Source organism: Zavarzinia aquatilis (assembly GCF_003173035.1).
GTDB lineage: Bacteria > Pseudomonadota > Alphaproteobacteria > Zavarziniales > Zavarziniaceae > Zavarzinia > Zavarzinia aquatilis.
The window spans coordinates 78414-93925 of sequence record NZ_QGLE01000013.1 but is presented as its reverse complement, the minus strand read 5'-3'; the positions used below and the strand labels follow the sequence as shown (position 1 = coordinate 93925).

The following is a 15512-nucleotide window of genomic DNA, read 5'->3' as shown; positions in this document are numbered from 1 at the left end:
TCCCTGATCGAGGATCGTCTGGAGAGATCATGAGCGCTGCCGCCGGTACAGCCGTCATCACCGCCCTGCTGCCCGTGCTGCGGCGCTTCGCGCGCAAGCTGGCGGGTTCGGCGGCGGAGGGCGACGACCTGCTGCAGGAATCCTGCGAGCGGATGCTGAAATACCTGCGCCGGACGCCCGAGGCGGAAATCGGCCGGGCCTGGTGCTATGCCGTGGTGCGGAACTGCTGGGTCGACCTGCACCGGCGGCGCAGCCGCCACGCCGCTTTCACCCGTCCGCTGGCCGAGGACGAGGACATCGACAGCCTGCATACGATAAACGCGCCGGATCTGCATTTCGACGACATCTGGCGCCATGTCGACCGGCTGCCGCCGATCCACCGGGAAACCATCCTCCTGTGCTGCATCGAAGACCTGTCGAGCGAGGAGGCAGCCGCCGTCCTCGATGTTCCGGCCGGCACGGTCCGCTCGCGCCTGGCCCGCGCCAAACTTGCCCTTGCCGATGCCATCGGCGTGGAGGTGTCCCATGGTTGAATTGCGTGAAGAAGTCGTCGCCGTCGTCGCCACCAGTGCGGTCGACAATGACGAGACCGGGGCCGTCCGCGACCTGCTGCGGCCCGAGGCCGAGCTTCTGTCGCTCTACGACCGTCTCGTCGCCGCCCAGCGCCTGATCGTCCGCGCCCGCAAGGCCGCGCCGCCGGTCGCGGTGAACGGCGACTTTCTGGCCCGGATGGGCCTTGCCGAGCCGCCCGCGGTCGTCCGGCCCCGACATCGCCCGCTGTGGCTGGTCGCCGCCGGGCTGATGGCGGCCGCCATCGGTGCCGTCACCCTGCTCACCCCCGCCGATGAAGGACACTATGCCCCGGCCGGCGCCGGACCCGTCGCCGCGCCCCTGCCCGACCGCCTGACCCTGCCCGATGGCGAAGTGCTGGCGGCGCGGGCCGATGCGGTGCTTGCCCAATTGCCGTGCCGGGTCTTCGCCTCGGCCGAGACCCGGGCGATTGCCTGTCTCGCCAACGACGGCACGCAGCAAACCATCCTGCTCGAGCCCTGAAACCATGCGCCCGCGCCCTCTCCGCCTCGTCCTCCTCCTCGCGCTGCTGCTGGCGCTGGCCGCGCCGCATCGCCTGACCGGCCATTGCGGCTTGGCCTTCGCCAAGGGTGATGGCGGCGGCGATGGTGGAGGTGGCGGAGGCGGCAGTGGAGGTGGAGGTGGCGGAAGCGGCGGGGGCAGCTCCGGCCATGGCGGCGATGACGGCGGCGGCAGCTCTGGTGGAGACAGCTCTGGTGGCGATGACTCGGGCGGTGAAAGCTCCGGAGGGGACGATTCCGGGGGGGACGACTCGAGCAGCGACAATTCCGGCGACGACGATTCCTCAGGCGCCCGTGGCGGCGATCATGCCGGCGACAGCGCCGGCCGTCACATCGGGCGCGAACTGACGATCGTCGGCGCCACCCTCTCGCCCGAGGCGCTGCGCCCCTTCGATGTCGTGGTCATCGAGGACCGCGAGCTTCAGGCGCTCGGCCTTCATGTCGTGCGCCTGCGCACCCTGCCGCCGATCAGCACCGAGGAAACGCTGGCCGCGCTCCGCCTCGCCTTTCCCGATGCGCTGGTCAGCCGCAATCATCTCTATCGCCCCGAAAAATTCGATGGCCCGTCCGGCACCGATGCCCCGCCGGGCCTGTCCAACTGGCACCGCCGCCTGACCCGCTGGAGCGAAGAGGCGGCCGCCTGCGCCAGGGGCCGCGCCATCGGCGTCATCGACACCCTGCTGCTGAAGGGCGAGGCCGACCTCGCCGGGATCGAGATCGAAAGCCGGACGACGACCGACGCGGGCTACGAGGCCAGCCTCGATGCCCATGGCAGTTACGTCGTCTCGCTGCTGGCGGGGCCCAATATCGGCGTGGTGCCGGGCGCGCGGGTGTTTCATGCCGCGGCCGTCGAAGGGGTCGGCCGGGGCGTCTATGCCTCCGCGACCTCGATCGCGACCGCGCTCGACTGGATGGTCGGCAACCGGGTCGCCGTCGTCAATGTCAGCCTGGCCGGGCCGGACAACCCGCTTTTGCACCGGGCGATCCAGATCGCCGCGACACGCGGTACCCTGCTGGTCGCCCCCGTGGGGAACCAGGGGCCGGCGGCCGATACCGCCTATCCCGCGGCCTACCCGGAAGTGGTGGCGATCACGGCGACCGACCGGCTGAACCGGGTCTGGCAGGGCGCCTCCAAAGTCGCGGCCCCCGCCATCGCCGCGCCGGGTGCCGGCCTTCACATCGGCCGCGCCACCGTCAGCGGCACGTCCTACGCCAGCCCGCTGGCGGCCGGCGCCCTGCTGACCGCGCTCGCGCCGGGCGATCCGGGGGATCCGAAACAACGGCTGCTGTCGCGAACGGGCGCGACCGACCGGTCCGGGATCGGCCTTTTGCAGTTCGATCCCGGCTGCTTCCGCGACTGAGCGCGGGGCCTCGTCAGGCGACGAGGCCGGTCCGCCCCATGGCGAGGAACTTCTGGCGCCGGTCGCGGCGGATGGCGGCGCCGTCCTTGCCCTTGAATTCGTTGAAGGCGGTCGAGATGGCATGACCGACCGAGGCGATGGCCGCCTTCGGATCGCGATGGGCGCCGCCCAGCGGCTCCGACACGATGCCGTCGATGACGCCGAGCTTGATCAGGTCCTGCGCCGTCACCTTCATGGCCGCCGCCGCGTCCTGCGCCCGCTCGGCCGAGCGCCACAGGATGGAGGCGCAGCCCTCGGGCGAGATCACCGAATAGACCGCGTGTTCGAGCATCAGCACCTTGTTCGCGGTCGCCAGCGCCACCGCGCCGCCCGAGCCGCCTTCGCCGACGATGACCGCGACCAGCGGCACCGAGAGCTTCAGGCAGGCCTCGGTCGAACGGGCGATGGCTTCCGACTGGCCGCGCGCCTCGGCCTCGATGCCGGGAAAGGCGCCGGGGGTGTCGATCAGGGTGATGACGCCCATCTTGAAGCGGTCGGCCAGTTCCATCAGGCGGATCGCCTTGCGATAGCCTTCGGGCTTGGCCATGCCGAAATTGTGACGGATGCGGCCTTCGGTATCGGAGCCCTTCTCGTGGCCGATGACCATCACCGGCTTGCCCCGGAAGCGGCCGATGCCGCCCAGAATCGCCTTGTCGTCGCCAAAGGCGCGGTCGCCCGCGAGCGGCACGAAATCCTCGACCAGCATCTTCACATAGTCGTGAAAGCGCGGCCGGCTCTGATGCCGGGCGACCTGGGTCTTCTGCCACGGCGTCAGCTTGGCATAGGTCTGGCGCAGAAGCAGGTCCGCCTTCACCTCGAGACGGGCGATGTCTTCCGCGATGGAAATGCCCTGCGTCGCCGGCATGGCTTGGAGTTCCTTGATCTTGGCTTCGAGCTCCGCGATGGGCTTCTCGAAATCGAGGAACATGACCATGGTTTCGTCCTTGTGTTACCCGGGGCCAGAGGGCCCGAAGAACGGGCCGCGCATCCGGCGGCCCGTCCTATAGCACATCACTTGGCCGCGATGCGATCCGCCTGTTCGACCAGCGACTGGGCCTGGCGGATGGAGGCGATGTCGATCAGCCTGCCGTCGAGAGAAACCGCGCCCTTGCCTTCCTTCTGGGCGATGGCCATCGCTTCCAGAATGCGGCGGGCCTTGGTCACTTCCTTCTCGGACGGGGTGAAGACCTCGTTCGCGACCGGGATCTGCTTGGGGTGAATCGCCCATTTGCCTTCGCAGCCGAGCACGGCGGCGCGTCGCGCCTGCGCCTGGTAGCCGTCCGAATCCGAGAAGTCGCCGAACGGGCCGTCGATCGGGCGCAGGCCATTGGCGCGGGCCGCGACCACCATGCGGGCGATCGCATAATGCCACATGTCGCCCCAGTGACGGACGCGCTCACCCGCCTCGTCCGGGTCGGTCAGCACGGCATAATTGGGGTTCGGGCCGCCGATCTGGGTCGTCTGGGCGCGGCACGAGGCGGCATAGTCGGCGACGCCGAAATGCAGCGATTCGTTGCGCTTCGAGGCGGCGGCGATCTCGTGGATGTTCTGCATCCCGAGGGCGGTCTCGATGATGTGCTCGAGGCCGATCTTCTTCTTGCGGCCGATCGCGGTCTCGATCTGGGTCAGCATCATGTCGACGGCATAGACGTCGGAGGCGGTGCCCACCTTCGGGATCATGATGAGGTCGAGACGCTCGCCGCCGCGCTCCACGACATCGACGATGTCGCGATAGGCATAATGGGTGTCGAGGCCGTTGATGCGGACCGAGATCACCTTGTCGCCCCAGTCGACGTCATGCAGCGCCTGGATGATGTTCTCGCGCGCCTTCGGCTTGTCATCGGGGGCGACCGCGTCCTCGAGATCGAGGAAGATCACGTCGGCGGCCGACTTGGCGGCCTTTTCGAACATATGCGGGCTGGAGCCCGGCACGGCCAGTTCGCAGCGATTCAGGCGGGAGGGGGCCTGTTCGACGACTTTGAAGCTCATCAGCGACGTCTCCGGATAAAGTGGCGGGGACCGTAGAAAGGCCGGTCTGGCTTGTCAACTTGTGCGGCGCGGCAATCTTGCCATCGGATGGTGGCGATTGACGAGAGAGCGCATTTTTTCATCGAGAATGTGGGTGTAAATCTCGGTCGTCGAAATATCGGCATGACCGAGCAGGGTCTGCACCACCCGAAGATCGGCGCCATGGGCCAGCAGGTGGCTGGCGAAGGCATGGCGCAGGACGTGGGGCGAGACCCGGTCGGGGTCGAGCCCGGCTTCGAGCGCCAGCGCCTTCAGCCCTTGCGCGAAATGCTGCCGCGTCATGTGACCGGTCGCCGTGCCCGCCGGAAAGAGGAAGCGCGCCTGTTTGGGCAAAAGCCCCGCCGGCCGTAATTTGAGCCAGCGGGCGATGGCCGCCCGGGCGGGGTCGGACAGGGGCACCATGCGCTCCCGCCCGCCCTTGCCGCGCACGAGGACGAAGCGCGGATCATGGGTCAGCGCCGCCATCGGCAGCCCGACAAGCTCCGAAACCCGAAGGCCGGTGGCGTAGAGTATTTCGAGAAGGGCGAGGAAACGCATCCGCCGCTTCTGCCCCGAGGGACCGGCCGCCTGGCCGAGGGTTTCGGCGGCGAGGCGCAGCAGGGCCTCCACCTCCGTTTCCGAGAGATATTTGGGCAGGCGCCGGCCCTGGCGCGGGCTGGCGATGCGGCTGGTCGGATCGTCCGCCCGCAGGCCGTCCGCGAGGGCGAAACGGTGAAGCTGGCGCAGCGCCGACAGCCGGCGCGCCGCGGTCGAAGGTTTCAGCGCCAGCGCCTGCGCATGGGCGAAATAGGCCTCGATATCCTCGGCCCCCGCCCGGGCGAGGCCGCGCCCCCGGCCATCGAGAAAGAGCGCGAAATCGAGCAGGTCGCGGCGGTAGGAGGCGAGCGTATTGGCCGCCGCCCCCCGCTCCGCCGCCATCATTTCGAGAAAGGCGTCGAGCAGGGCGGCGTCCTCACCCTTGGGCACGAAGACCGGCGGGGATGGAGGCCGGCCACGCCGGCCGCCGGGGGCGCTCACGACGACGCGCTCACAGGTCCGCTGCCAGCGCCGCCTCGAGGGCGAGCGCCGTCGCCTCCGCGCCGAGATCGAGCCGGCGCAGCACCGAGACCGAAAGGCCGAGGTCCGCCGCCGGCACCTCGGCCAGCGGCCGGTCGCCGAGCAAAGCCAGCACACCGATAAGGGCAAGGCCCCGCTGCCCTTGCGCGAGTTGTGCCTCCAGCCTCGTCTGTTCGGCGGAAGCGGGCGGCAGCGACGGCAAGAGTTCCGCATCCGTGGGCAGATGCAGGCCTTCAAGCAGGGCCGCCAGCAAGGCCATGGCCCGCTGGCCGGCATCGCCGCGCGGCAAAGTGTCGATCCAGACTGGCGCGCCCCCGTCGGCGGCGCCAAGCAGCGCGCGATAGGGCCAGAGCCGGGCATAATCGCGGCTGTCCGCCGCCTCCCGGCCCATCTGCCGCAACTGGGCGAGCGCGGACAGACGGTCACCGGCCAGCAGCGCGGCCCGCACCAGTCCGCCACCGATGGCGGGCGGCAGGGACTGGGACGAGAGGTCGGCGATCGCCCTGCCCTGCACCCGCGCGAGGGCCGAAGCCAATTCGGCGTCGCGCCCGGCAGCGATCAGGGCGTTGATCGCCTGGGCCCGCACCGCCGGTCCCGAAGCCTCGACCACCGCACGGCTGAGGGAGGCCCGGCGCAGGGAGGGTGGCAGGCCGGCGACGGCGCCGGTCGGTGGCGGCCCTTCGGCATAGAGATCGGCCAGTTGCGCGGGTGCGACCACACCCAGCGCGACACCCCGTTCTGCCGCGTCGATCCGATATTCGAGCGAAGCCGTCGCCCCGACCAGCAGGCCAAGGGCAAGCGGCGGCGGGTGGTCGTAGATGGCGGCATCGAGCGGCAGGGCGAGCGCCCGCGCCGCCCAGAGCGACAGCGGGTCCGCCGGATCGACCGCGTCCGGCCCCGCCCTCTCCTGCCCGAGCAGGGCACCAAGCAGCCGCTCGAACCCCTGCGAGATCGGCGCCTGCTCGCGTGCGAGGTCGAGGGCGAGTTGCGCCCCGGCGCCATCGCCCGCCTGCGCCCGGCACAGGCCGACCGCGCGCAGCACGTCGACATTGGCGCCCGCAGCCCCGCCCAGCCGGTCGAGGCCGGCATGGCACAATTGCCCCCGGTCGTCCGAAGCGGCAAGGCCGCGCAAGGCGGCAGCAAGGGCGGGCGGCGGCAGCGCCGCGAAGTCCGGGCGCGACGCCAGGCGCAGCAAGCCGGGACCATCGCCCGCCGCCACGCGCAACACGGCGATACGGGACAGGAGGTCCGGGTCGGCCGGATCTTCTGCCAGCAACCGCGCGGTCAGGGCGCGGGCGACGGTGCTGCGCCCGGGCACGGTCACGCGGTCGAGTGCGGCGATAAGCGGCGCCGTCTCCCCCGCCAGCCAGGGCGTGGCGGCGGGCGGGGTCGGATCGACCGTGAAACTCTCAGGCACGGGGGCGAGCGGGATCGCCGGATAAGGCGTGCCGTCCCCTGATGGCAGACGGCCGAGTTCGGCCGGTTGGACCGGCGCCGGAGCCGGGGCGAAGCCGAGGTCCGACGGCATCGGCCCGGGGTCGCGCAACACAGGGGGCAGCAGGCTCTGCGGCCCCCCGGCCCCCTGGGCGAGAGCGCCAGCGGCAGCCGCCGACAGGACGGCGATGGACGTGAGGAAGAGAACGGGTAAGGCCGGCCTATTCCGGGAAGCGGTCATTGGGCAAAACCTGCTCCACCCGCTCACGCGTGACGGGCGGGTTGAAGGTCGCGAGATAGACGGCTCCGCCGATCGCGGCGACAACCAGCACGGCTGCCAGGGAAAGAAGGATTTTCGACATGACCGGACACTGACAGCTGGGTGAGGCGGGAATGGGGCGACGCGGGCGACGATGGACGTGCCCGGGACGAATCCCGTGATACCTCGACCATTCTAGGGTTCGGTCCGGCGAAGAACAAGCTCAGGGGAGGAACCTGCACGGGGCAGCCGTGCGCCCGGCGAGAGGGAAAACCGCCAGGCGCCCTTGAAAGATCGGCGGTCAGCGGGCACATTCCGGCCGTGGACGACAATGCGCATATTCAGGACCCGCAGGCCGACGCCCCGGTTCCGCCCCATCCGCCCTTTGCGCTGACCCGCACCATCGTGCTCGTCGGTCTGATGGGCGCCGGCAAGAGTTCGGTCGGCAAGCGGCTGGCCCAGCGCCTGCACGTGCCCTTCATCGACGCCGACACGGAAATCGAGAACGCCGCCGGCTGCACCATCGAAGAGATTTTCGAGCGCCACGGCGAAGCCGCCTTTCGCGATGGCGAGCGCCGGGTGATCGGCCGGCTGCTGACCGAAAACACGCCCCATGTCCTCGCCACCGGCGGCGGCGCCTTCATGGACCCGGAAACCCGCGCCCGGATCAAGGCTTCCGGCCTGTCGATCTGGCTGCGCGCCGATCTCGACGTGCTGGTGCGCCGGGTGAAGAAACGCAACAACCGCCCCCTGCTGAAACGGGGCGACCCGAGGGAAATCCTCGGCCGGCTGATCGACATCCGCTATCCGGTCTATGCCGAGGCGGATCTGACCATCGAAAGCGTCGACGGTCCGCACGATCACGTGGTCGACGACATTCTGGCCGAGGTCGCCCGCGTTCAAGGAATCGAGCATGTCTGATCCCGTCACCGTCCCCGTTTCCCTCGGTGACCGCGCCTATGACGTTCATATCGGCGTCGGCGTGATCGACCGGCTGGGCGCGGGCGTGCGCGATCTGTTTCCGCGCGGCCGGGCACTGATCGTCACCGACGAGCATGTGGCCGCCCTGCATCTCGACCGGGCGAAAGCCAGCCTCGATGCCGCCGGGGTCCGCCACGAGACCATCGTGGTTCCGGCCGGCGAGGGCAGCAAATGCTTCACCGTGCTGGAACAGGTGATGTCCCGCCTGCTCGATTTCCGGATCGAGCGGCGCGATGCCGTCGTCGCCCTCGGCGGCGGGGTGATCGGCGACCTCGCCGGTTTCGCCGCCTCGATCGCCAAGCGCGGCGTCGATTTCGTGCAGGTGCCGACCACCCTGCTGTCGCAGGTCGATTCCTCGGTCGGCGGCAAGACCGGGATCAACACGCCGCAAGGCAAGAATCTGGTCGGCGCCTTCCATCAGCCGCGCCTCGTGCTGGCCGACACCGGCCTGCTCGAGACCCTGCCCCGGCGGGAATTGCTGGCCGGCTATGCCGAAGTGGTGAAATACGGCCTGCTCGGCGATGCCGCCTTCTTCGACTGGCTGGAGGTCCATGGCCCCGCCCTCGTCGCCGGCGACCGCGCGGCCCGGATCGAGGCGGTGCGACGCTCCGTTACCGCCAAGGCCGGCATCGTCTCCCGCGACGAAAAGGAAACGGGCGAGCGCGCCCTGCTCAACCTTGGCCATACCTTCGGCCATGCGCTCGAAGCCGCGACCGGTTTCGGCCAGCGCCTGTTGCATGGCGAAGGCGTCGCCATCGGAATGCGCCTTGCTTTCGACCTGTCGGTCGACCTCGGCCTGTGCCCCGGTCAGGACGCGGTACGCGCGCGCCGGCACATGGCGGCGGTGGGCCTGCCCGTCGCGCCATCCGACATCGAGGGCGCGGCGCAACTGGCCGGCGAGTTGGCGCCCGACGCCCTGATCCACCACATGGCCCAGGACAAGAAGGTGAAGGACGGCAAGCTGACCTTCATCCTCGCCCGGCGCATCGGCGAAGCCTTCATCACCCAGGATGTGGCGATCGACGCGGTCGAGCGCGTGCTGCGCGCCGCCTGACCCCCGGTCTGTCCGACCTTCAGGCGGCCGCCAGCGTTCCCCGGTAGTAGTCGACAACCCAGCAGCGCAGGCTGGAGGTGAAGTTGGACGCCGGCCGCTCGGCCGCGACGCGGTTGCACAGGTCGTCCAGCCCCAGGCCTTCGCGGCGACAGATATCCTCGATTGCATCCCACAAGGTCGGCTCCAGCCTGATGCTGGTTCTGCGCCCGTTGATCTTGACGTTGCGAATCTGCATAACCTGCCCCGCATGACCACTCATACGGGTGCATTATAATCATACGTCCGTTTGAGACGTGATCTAAAAAGTTGCTATTTCCAAATTTGCTCTCATTAGGAGCAGATTGGAGGCGCGCGACGACGGGGCCGGGACGGTTCGCCCCGGCCTCGCGCCCGGTCAGACCAGGAAGTCGCTGGCGTCAAGCACGCCGATGCTGGTGTTCTCGAGGATGAACTTGTCCGTGCCATAGGCGATCACGACATCGGTGCCGACCTGCGACATGTGAGCCTGGATATCGGCGAAATCCGCGGCGACCCCCGTGAAGTCGAGATAGTCGAAATTGTTGGTGAAGTCCTTCACGTGATCGACACCCGTCCCGGTCGAGAACACGAAGGTATCGCGCCCCGCGCCACCGGTCAGGTCATCGTTGCCGATGCCGCCATCCAGCCGGTCGGTATTGTCGCCGCCGAACAGATTGTCGTTGCCCTGGCCGCCCAGCAGGATGTCGTTGCCGGCATCGCCATAAAGAATGTCGTCCTTGGCCCCGCCGTCGAGCTTGTCGGACCCGGCGCCGCCACGCAGATCGTCGCTGCCCTGCCCGCCCGAGATTGTGTCGTTGCCGGCGCCACCGTCGATGAAATTGGCGGCGCTGTTGCCGGTCAGCGTGTCGGCATAGGCCGAGCCCGAAATATTCTCGATCTGCGTGACCGAGCCACCGGCGACGCCGCCGATGGAAATCTTGCCCGTCGACAGGTCGATCACGCCCCCCTTGTCGGCGTTGTAGATGGTGATCGTGTCGATGTCGGCGCCGCCGTTATAGCTGTCGTAGGCGTGAAGCGGGCCGGCGACAACAAAGGTATCGTTGCCCCCATTGCCGATGAGCTTGTCCCGGCCGCCGGCGAGCGACCAGAACACATCGTTGCCGCCGCCGCCGATCAGCGTGTCGTTGCCATCGGAATCATACATCGTATAGGCGGCGTCGGTCTCGGCGCTGGCGTCGATATAGACGGAATTGCCGGCGCCGATATTGCCCGAGCTGCTGATCAGCAGTCCCTCGCCCGTGTTCAGATTGCCGTCGGCGAAGAACAGCTTGTAGGTGAAGCCGTCGCGCAGCACCACCCGCTCGACCCCGGCGAGGCCGTCGTCGGCGAAATGGACCCCGGCCGACAGGTCGCCGGTCAGGTCCATCACGTCGTAACCCGCGCCGCCCCAGATGGTGTCGCCGGAATCGAGGTCGCCGCCGAAATAGATATAGTCGTCGCCGCCAAGGCCCGAGACGATGTCCGAACCGCCATTACCGCCGCGATAAAGGTCCGCGCCACCGCCACCGGTGAAATGGTCGTTGCCCGCGCCGTCATAATAGTCGAACCGGCCGTCCGTCTCGAGCGAGCCGATGAAATTGACGGTCTGGCCCGCCTGCACGCTGCGCATGTCGAGGTTCAGCCACTGGCCGGCCGCCAGCAGCGTGTCGGCGACCTGGAAGTCGGCGCCATAGTTGCCGACCACGGCCAGCGTTTCGATATTCTGGAAATTGGCGCCGTTCAGGATGATCGTCGCCGACTGCAGACCACGGAAATAGACGATGTCGCTACCCGCGCCGCCATTGATGAAATCGCCGGCACCGAAATTGTTCTCGGCCATGATGACGTCGCCGCCGCCCTGGCCGTCGATGTAATCGTTGCCGCCATAGGACATGGACAGGCTGTCGCCGCCCTGGCTGCCGATCAGGATGTCGTCGCCATAACCGTCCGAGACGTTGAAGCGGCCATCGGTCTCGGCCGAGCCATTGAAGTGGAAGTAATGGCCGCTGCCGCCGAAGCCGACACCATAGGCGCTGACCGTCATCACTTCGCCGGCCTGCAGGTTGCCATTGCTCATGGTGATGTCATAGGAGAAGCCCGAGGTCATCTCGAAACTCTCGACATAGCGCAGCGTGGTCGAACTGAGGACGAGGCCGGCGCTGTAATCGCCCTTCAGGATCACATGGTCGTAGCCGTCGCCGCCGATGACGCGGTCGGCCGCGGTCAGGGTGGCGCCGAAGCGGAATTCGTCGTCGCCTTCCTTGCCATTGACGATGTCCACGCCGCCCTGGGCCATGTCGAAGACGTCGGCTGCGCTGGTGCCGTTATAGGTGTCGTCGTTATTGGTGCCGGTGAAGTTCATGATGCGATCTCTGAGCCCACGATTGGGATGGAGATCGTATAATCCGGGCCGAAGACACGGGCAAAGCCAGCTTGCGGTTTTTGTTCGTTCATCACACCGGGCGTACCGCCGTCACACCCCGGTCGGCCCCCGGCGCGCGATCCGGGGGCCGGTTTCCGTCGGCGTCAGACCAGAAAGTCGCCGGCATCGAGCGCGGCGACATCGGTCCCGAGAATGACCAGACGGTCGGCGCCGAGGGCGATCACGACGTCCGCGCCGACCTGCGTCATATGGGCGGCGACATCGGCGAAATCGACCGCGATGCTGAGCCGGAGATCGAAACTGTCCTCGCCGTCGACATAATCCTGAACGGTGTCGGTGCCACCGCCCCTCGAGAAGACGAAGACATCGCCGTCGGCGCCGCCTTCGAGGCTGTCGTTACCCGCGCCGCCGTCCAGACGGTCGGCCCCGGTACCGCCAGCAAGGATATCCGCCCCGGCCCCGCCGAACAGCTTGTCGTTGCCGGCATCGCCGTAAAGACGGTCGTCGCCCGCCCTGCCCTCGATCCGGTCGAGACCGGCGCCGCCCCGCAGGTCATTGGCGAGATCGTTGCCGAACAGGCGGTCGCTTCGGTCGCTGCCCACGGCATTCTCGAAATTGGCGATGCGTCCGGCGTCCTCGCCCCTGACCGAGAGAGTGCCGCCAGCGAGGTCGATCACACTGGCGGCGGTGCCGACACCGCACAACAGCGTGTCGATCCCGTCGCCGCCATTGAAGGCGCTGCCGGCTTTGGTCAGGGCGCCGAACACGATGGTATCGTCACCGCCCCGCCCCTGCACCAGATCGCGTCCTCCTTCCGCGGCACTGATCCAGTCATCGCCGCCGCCACCGATCAGCGTGTCATCGCCCCGCCCGTCGGTGATGACGAAGGTGGCATCGGTCTCGTGGCCCGCGTTGACGTCGATATGCATCGTGCTCGCGGGACCGAAACGGTCATCGGTGGTGACATGGATCACGTCGCCCGCTTTCGCGTAGGCGTCGGAAAACATGATGTGGAAGGAATTGCCGTAATAGGTATCGAGAACGATGGTCTCGAAACCGCCGATCCGGGCGCCCGTCAGATTGGCGGAGAGCAGACTGCCGCCGCCCAGGGTGAGAGTGTCGTTGCCCGCGCCGCCCTGCATGACGTCGAGCGCGTCATAACCCGAGTGGATGACGAATGAATCATCGCCCGCCCCGCCGATGAAGACATCGTGCCCGCCATGGTAACTGTGGACGACGTTGCCATGCGACCCGCCGATGAACACGCTGTCCTGCCAACCCTCGAAAAAGGCCAGCGTGCCATCGGTTTCGGCCGAACCGTCGACCCTGACCGCATTGCCCGCCCCCCCACCATCGACGGTAACCGAGGCATAGGTCGCGATATACATCGTCCGGCCGGCCGCGGTATTGCCGTCGTTCAGGGTCAGATCGTAATCATGACCGCTGGCCATGTGGATCGTGTCCATGTAGCGGACGGTGTTGGCGCCAAGAGCGAGACCGGCGCCATAGTCCCCTTCGATGAACAGATAGTTGTAGTCGCGCGGATCGCTGCCGCCATTGACCCGGTCGTCGGCGGTCAGGGTGGCGCCGAAATAGAAATAATCGCTGCCGCTGCCACCGTTGACCCGGTCGATGCCGCCCTGGGTCAGGTCGAACATGTCCTTTCCGGTCGTTCCGGTGAACCTGTCGTTGCCGCTCGTGCCGACGAAGTCCATGGCCTCTCCTTCCGCCTTGGCGATGCCGACGATTGTACGCCGGGTCGGAAGACAGGCCGTTGCTGCAGATCAATTCCGCGGGCATCGCCGCGGTCGTTTATTCCCCGGGCGCGAGCAGGGTCAGTTGCAGGGCGTGCAGGCCCTTGCCGAATTCATCCGCCAGCAGGCCGTTGACCAGCCGATGGCGGGCGACCCGGCCTTGTCCGGCGAAGGCGGGCGCGCGGACGCGGACGTTGAAATGGCTCTCCCCCGCCTCGTTGGCGCCGGCATGGCCGGCATGACGGGCGGAATCGTCGATCACCGTCACTTCGGCGCCGTCGAGGGCGCTTTCGAGTCTCGCGCGGATTCGGTCGGCCATGCGCATGGTGAATTCCTTCTCTGACGTCGGGGCGCCGTCTTAATTCGCGCCCCACCTTGTGTGTGCCCTTCCCCGCACCCATAATCCCCCGATGCCCCGTAAGGAAAGTGCTTATCCACGCCGGGCCAACGGCCCTGGCGACTCTGCCGCGCTGCGCCCCTGCGCCAGCGAGGGGTGCCTGTGCGCGGGTGAATACCGCGCGCCGCGCTCGCGCAATCCCGACGATCCGCCGCTGTGGTTCTGCCTCGATCATGTGCGCGAATACAATCGCACCTGGAACTGGTTCGAGGGCATGGGCGCCGACGAGATCGAGACCTATCAGTCGCAGAACGCCACCTGGCACCGCCCGACCTGGAAGCTGGGCGAACGCGCGAGCGGCCGCTCCCAGGCTCGCCATCATGCCGAGCACGGCGCCCACGATCCCTTCGATCTCCTGGGCGAGGCCGGCTATCGCATCGACGGCAGGGCGCGAAGCGGCGCCGTGCCCGAGGCCCGCCGCCTTTCGCCCGAGGACAAGGAAGCCCTCGCCGTTCTCGAACTCGACGCCGGCGTCAGCGCCCCGGACGTCAAGTCCCGCTACAAGGCGCTCGTAAAACGCTACCATCCCGACCGTAACGGCGGCGACAAGACCGCCGAAGCCCGTTTGCGCAAAGTCATCGACGCTTACCGTCATCTGCGCGACAAGGGATTCATGCGTGAGGAATTGGCCAGGTAATCAGCCGAGTAGGATTGACCGATCATGACTTCCAACACCCATGCTGTGACCCTCGACGGCAAGCCCGACATCAAGGTTTCGGTCCGTCAGGTGTTCGGCATCGACAGCGATCTCGAAGTGCCCGGCTTCTCGGCGCCCAACGAATATGTGCCGGACCTCGACGAGACTTATCGCTTCGACCGGGAAACAACGCTGGCGATCCTCGCGGGCTTTGCCTACAACCGCCGCGTCATGATCCAGGGCTATCACGGCACCGGCAAGTCGACCCATATCGAGCAGGTCGCCGCGCGGCTGAACTGGCCCTGCATCCGCATCAATCTCGACAGCCACATCAGCCGCATCGACCTCGTCGGCAAGGACGCCATCGTCCTGAAGGAAGGCCGTCAGGTCACCGAATTCCGCGAAGGCATCCTGCCCTGGGCGCTGCAGAATCCGACCGCGCTGGTGTTCGACGAATATGACGCCGGCCGCCCGGACGTGATGTTCGTGATCCAGCGCATCCTCGAGGTCGAGGGCAAGCTGACCCTGCTCGACCAGAACCGGGTGATCCGGCCGCATTCCGCCTTCCGCCTGTTCGCCACGGCAAACACGGTCGGCCTCGGCGATACCACCGGCCTCTATCACGGCACGCAGCAGATCAACCAGGGTCAGATGGACCGCTGGAACATCGTCGTCACCCTGAACTACCTGCCGAAGGATCAGGAAGTGGCGATCGTCCTCGCCAAGTCGCCGCAGTTCCAGAACCCCGAGGGCAAGAAGACGATCACGGCCATGGTCGGCGTGGCCGAACTGACCCGCGCCGGCTTCATCGCCGGCGATATCTCGACCGTGATGTCGCCCCGCACGGTGATCACCTGGGCCGAGAACGCGCGCATCTTCAACGATGTCGCCTTTGCCTTCCGCGTCACCTTCCTCAACAAGTGCGACGAGGTGGAGCGGGCGACGGTGGCGGAATATTACCAGCGCTGCTTCGGCAAGGAATTGCCGGAATCCGCCGCCAACATCCGCATTTCGTGATCG

Annotated in this window: 16 protein-coding genes; 7 read left to right on the top strand and 9 right to left on the bottom strand. The window is 67.7% G+C overall.

Features of this window, described 5'->3' with window-relative positions:
- The first annotated feature begins 29 nt into the window (after nt 1-29).
- Genes DKG74_RS18565 through DKG74_RS22085 form a run of 3 tightly spaced genes read left to right on the top strand, consistent with a single transcriptional unit; the run spans nt 30 to nt 2452 of the window.
- Nucleotides 30-533 (top strand): RNA polymerase sigma factor, encoded by a 504-nt coding sequence (locus DKG74_RS18565; protein ID WP_109907677.1) that lies wholly within the window; start codon nt 30-32, stop codon nt 531-533.
- Complete coding sequence (locus DKG74_RS18560; RefSeq protein WP_109907676.1) at nt 526-1053, top strand: hypothetical protein; 528 nt, start codon at nt 526-528, stop codon at nt 1051-1053. The genes DKG74_RS18565 and DKG74_RS18560 overlap by 8 nt, the downstream gene beginning before the upstream one ends.
- 4 nt (nt 1054-1057) lie before the next feature.
- Complete coding sequence (locus DKG74_RS22085) at nt 1058-2452, top strand: S8 family serine peptidase (RefSeq protein WP_109907675.1); 1395 nt, start codon at nt 1058-1060, stop codon at nt 2450-2452.
- Nucleotides 2453-2465: 13 nt separating this feature from the next.
- Here the strand turns inward: DKG74_RS22085 and DKG74_RS18550 are convergent, their stop codons facing one another.
- The 5 genes from DKG74_RS18550 to DKG74_RS21845 form a co-directional block, all read right to left on the bottom strand.
- Entirely contained in the window at nt 2466-3425 is a 960-nt protein-coding gene (locus tag DKG74_RS18550) for an acetyl-CoA carboxylase carboxyltransferase subunit alpha (RefSeq protein ID WP_109907674.1), read from the bottom strand.
- Between the two features lie 77 nt (nt 3426-3502).
- Entirely contained in the window at nt 3503-4480 is a 978-nt protein-coding gene (locus tag DKG74_RS18545) for an HpcH/HpaI aldolase/citrate lyase family protein (RefSeq protein ID WP_109907673.1), read from the bottom strand.
- 54 nt (nt 4481-4534) lie between these two features.
- Nucleotides 4535-5536, bottom strand: coding sequence for a site-specific tyrosine recombinase XerD (locus DKG74_RS18540; protein WP_243404165.1), 1002 nt, complete (start codon nt 5534-5536; stop codon nt 4535-4537).
- 10 nt (nt 5537-5546) lie between these two features.
- Entirely contained in the window at nt 5547-7250 is a 1704-nt protein-coding gene (locus DKG74_RS22335) for a hypothetical protein (RefSeq protein ID WP_243404164.1), read from the bottom strand.
- Nucleotides 7231-7371 carry a hypothetical protein gene (locus DKG74_RS21845; protein ID WP_165837755.1) on the bottom strand — a complete coding sequence of 47 codons (141 nt, stop codon included), beginning with the start codon at nt 7369-7371 and terminating at the stop codon, nt 7231-7233. The genes DKG74_RS22335 and DKG74_RS21845 overlap by 20 nt, the downstream gene beginning before the upstream one ends.
- Before the next feature lie 317 nt (nt 7372-7688).
- Here DKG74_RS21845 and DKG74_RS18535 point away from each other — a divergent pair, with 317 nt between their 5' ends.
- Together DKG74_RS18535 and aroB are read left to right on the top strand one after the other, a co-directional pair.
- Nucleotides 7689-8189 carry a shikimate kinase gene (locus DKG74_RS18535; RefSeq protein WP_109907697.1) on the top strand — a complete coding sequence of 167 codons (501 nt, stop codon included), beginning with the start codon at nt 7689-7691 and terminating at the stop codon, nt 8187-8189.
- Entirely contained in the window at nt 8182-9303 is a 1122-nt protein-coding gene (gene aroB / locus DKG74_RS18530; protein ID WP_109907671.1) for a 3-dehydroquinate synthase, read from the top strand. Before DKG74_RS18535 ends, aroB begins: the two co-directional genes overlap by 8 nt.
- Before the next feature lie 19 nt (nt 9304-9322).
- Here the strand turns inward: aroB and DKG74_RS18525 are convergent, their stop codons facing one another.
- From DKG74_RS18525 to DKG74_RS18510, 4 genes are all read right to left on the bottom strand, one after another.
- On the bottom strand, nt 9323-9538 hold the full coding sequence (locus DKG74_RS18525) for a ribbon-helix-helix domain-containing protein (RefSeq protein WP_165837754.1): 216 nt from the start codon (nt 9536-9538) through the stop codon (nt 9323-9325).
- 159 nt (nt 9539-9697) lie between these two features.
- The gene (locus tag DKG74_RS18520; RefSeq protein WP_109907669.1) at nt 9698-11683 is read right to left on the bottom strand and encodes a calcium-binding protein; all 1986 of its coding nucleotides are present in this window, start codon (nt 11681-11683) and stop codon (nt 9698-9700) included.
- 164 nt (nt 11684-11847) lie between these two features.
- The gene (locus tag DKG74_RS18515) at nt 11848-13419 is read right to left on the bottom strand and encodes a calcium-binding protein (RefSeq protein WP_109907668.1); all 1572 of its coding nucleotides are present in this window, start codon (nt 13417-13419) and stop codon (nt 11848-11850) included.
- 97 nt (nt 13420-13516) lie between these two features.
- Nucleotides 13517-13777, bottom strand: a complete 261-nt coding sequence (locus DKG74_RS18510; protein ID WP_341475865.1) for a BolA family protein — start codon at nt 13775-13777, stop codon at nt 13517-13519.
- Between the two features lie 91 nt (nt 13778-13868).
- On the opposite strand from DKG74_RS18510, the gene DKG74_RS18505 reads away from it, so the two are divergent.
- Both DKG74_RS18505 and cobS read left to right on the top strand, forming a co-directional pair.
- On the top strand, nt 13869-14492 hold the full coding sequence (locus DKG74_RS18505; RefSeq protein ID WP_109907666.1) for a J domain-containing protein: 624 nt from the start codon (nt 13869-13871) through the stop codon (nt 14490-14492).
- A gap of 24 nt (nt 14493-14516) precedes the next feature.
- Complete coding sequence (gene cobS, locus DKG74_RS18500) at nt 14517-15509, top strand: cobaltochelatase subunit CobS (RefSeq protein ID WP_109907665.1); 993 nt, start codon at nt 14517-14519, stop codon at nt 15507-15509.
- Nucleotides 15510-15512 lie beyond the last annotated feature (3 nt).

What these genes read in the sequence shown, in the direction of transcription:
- DKG74_RS18565 (WP_109907677.1), top strand. Translation starts at nt 30, where the DNA reads ATGAGCGCTGCCGCCGGTACAGCCGTCATCACCGCCCTGCTGCCCGTG.
- DKG74_RS18560 (WP_109907676.1), top strand. Translation starts at nt 526, where the DNA reads ATGGTTGAATTGCGTGAAGAAGTCGTCGCCGTCGTCGCCACCAGTGCG.
- DKG74_RS22085 (WP_109907675.1), top strand. Translation starts at nt 1,058, where the DNA reads ATGCGCCCGCGCCCTCTCCGCCTCGTCCTCCTCCTCGCGCTGCTGCTG.
- DKG74_RS18550 (WP_109907674.1), bottom strand. Translation starts at nt 3,425, where the DNA reads ATGGTCATGTTCCTCGATTTCGAGAAGCCCATCGCGGAGCTCGAAGCC.
- DKG74_RS18545 (WP_109907673.1), bottom strand. Translation starts at nt 4,480, where the DNA reads ATGAGCTTCAAAGTCGTCGAACAGGCCCCCTCCCGCCTGAATCGCTGC.
- DKG74_RS22335 (WP_243404164.1), bottom strand. Translation starts at nt 7,250, where the DNA reads ATGACCGCTTCCCGGAATAGGCCGGCCTTACCCGTTCTCTTCCTCACG.
- DKG74_RS21845 (WP_165837755.1), bottom strand. Translation starts at nt 7,371, where the DNA reads ATGTCGAAAATCCTTCTTTCCCTGGCAGCCGTGCTGGTTGTCGCCGCG.
- DKG74_RS18535 (WP_109907697.1), top strand. Translation starts at nt 7,689, where the DNA reads ATGGGCGCCGGCAAGAGTTCGGTCGGCAAGCGGCTGGCCCAGCGCCTG.
- aroB (WP_109907671.1), top strand. Translation starts at nt 8,182, where the DNA reads ATGTCTGATCCCGTCACCGTCCCCGTTTCCCTCGGTGACCGCGCCTAT.
- DKG74_RS18525 (WP_165837754.1), bottom strand. Translation starts at nt 9,538, where the DNA reads ATGCAGATTCGCAACGTCAAGATCAACGGGCGCAGAACCAGCATCAGG.
- DKG74_RS18520 (WP_109907669.1), bottom strand. Translation starts at nt 11,683, where the DNA reads ATGAACTTCACCGGCACCAATAACGACGACACCTATAACGGCACCAGC.
- DKG74_RS18515 (WP_109907668.1), bottom strand. Translation starts at nt 13,419, where the DNA reads ATGGACTTCGTCGGCACGAGCGGCAACGACAGGTTCACCGGAACGACC.
- DKG74_RS18510 (WP_341475865.1), bottom strand. Translation starts at nt 13,777, where the DNA reads ATGGCCGACCGAATCCGCGCGAGACTCGAAAGCGCCCTCGACGGCGCC.
- DKG74_RS18505 (WP_109907666.1), top strand. Translation starts at nt 13,869, where the DNA reads ATGCCCCGTAAGGAAAGTGCTTATCCACGCCGGGCCAACGGCCCTGGC.
- cobS (WP_109907665.1), top strand. Translation starts at nt 14,517, where the DNA reads ATGACTTCCAACACCCATGCTGTGACCCTCGACGGCAAGCCCGACATC.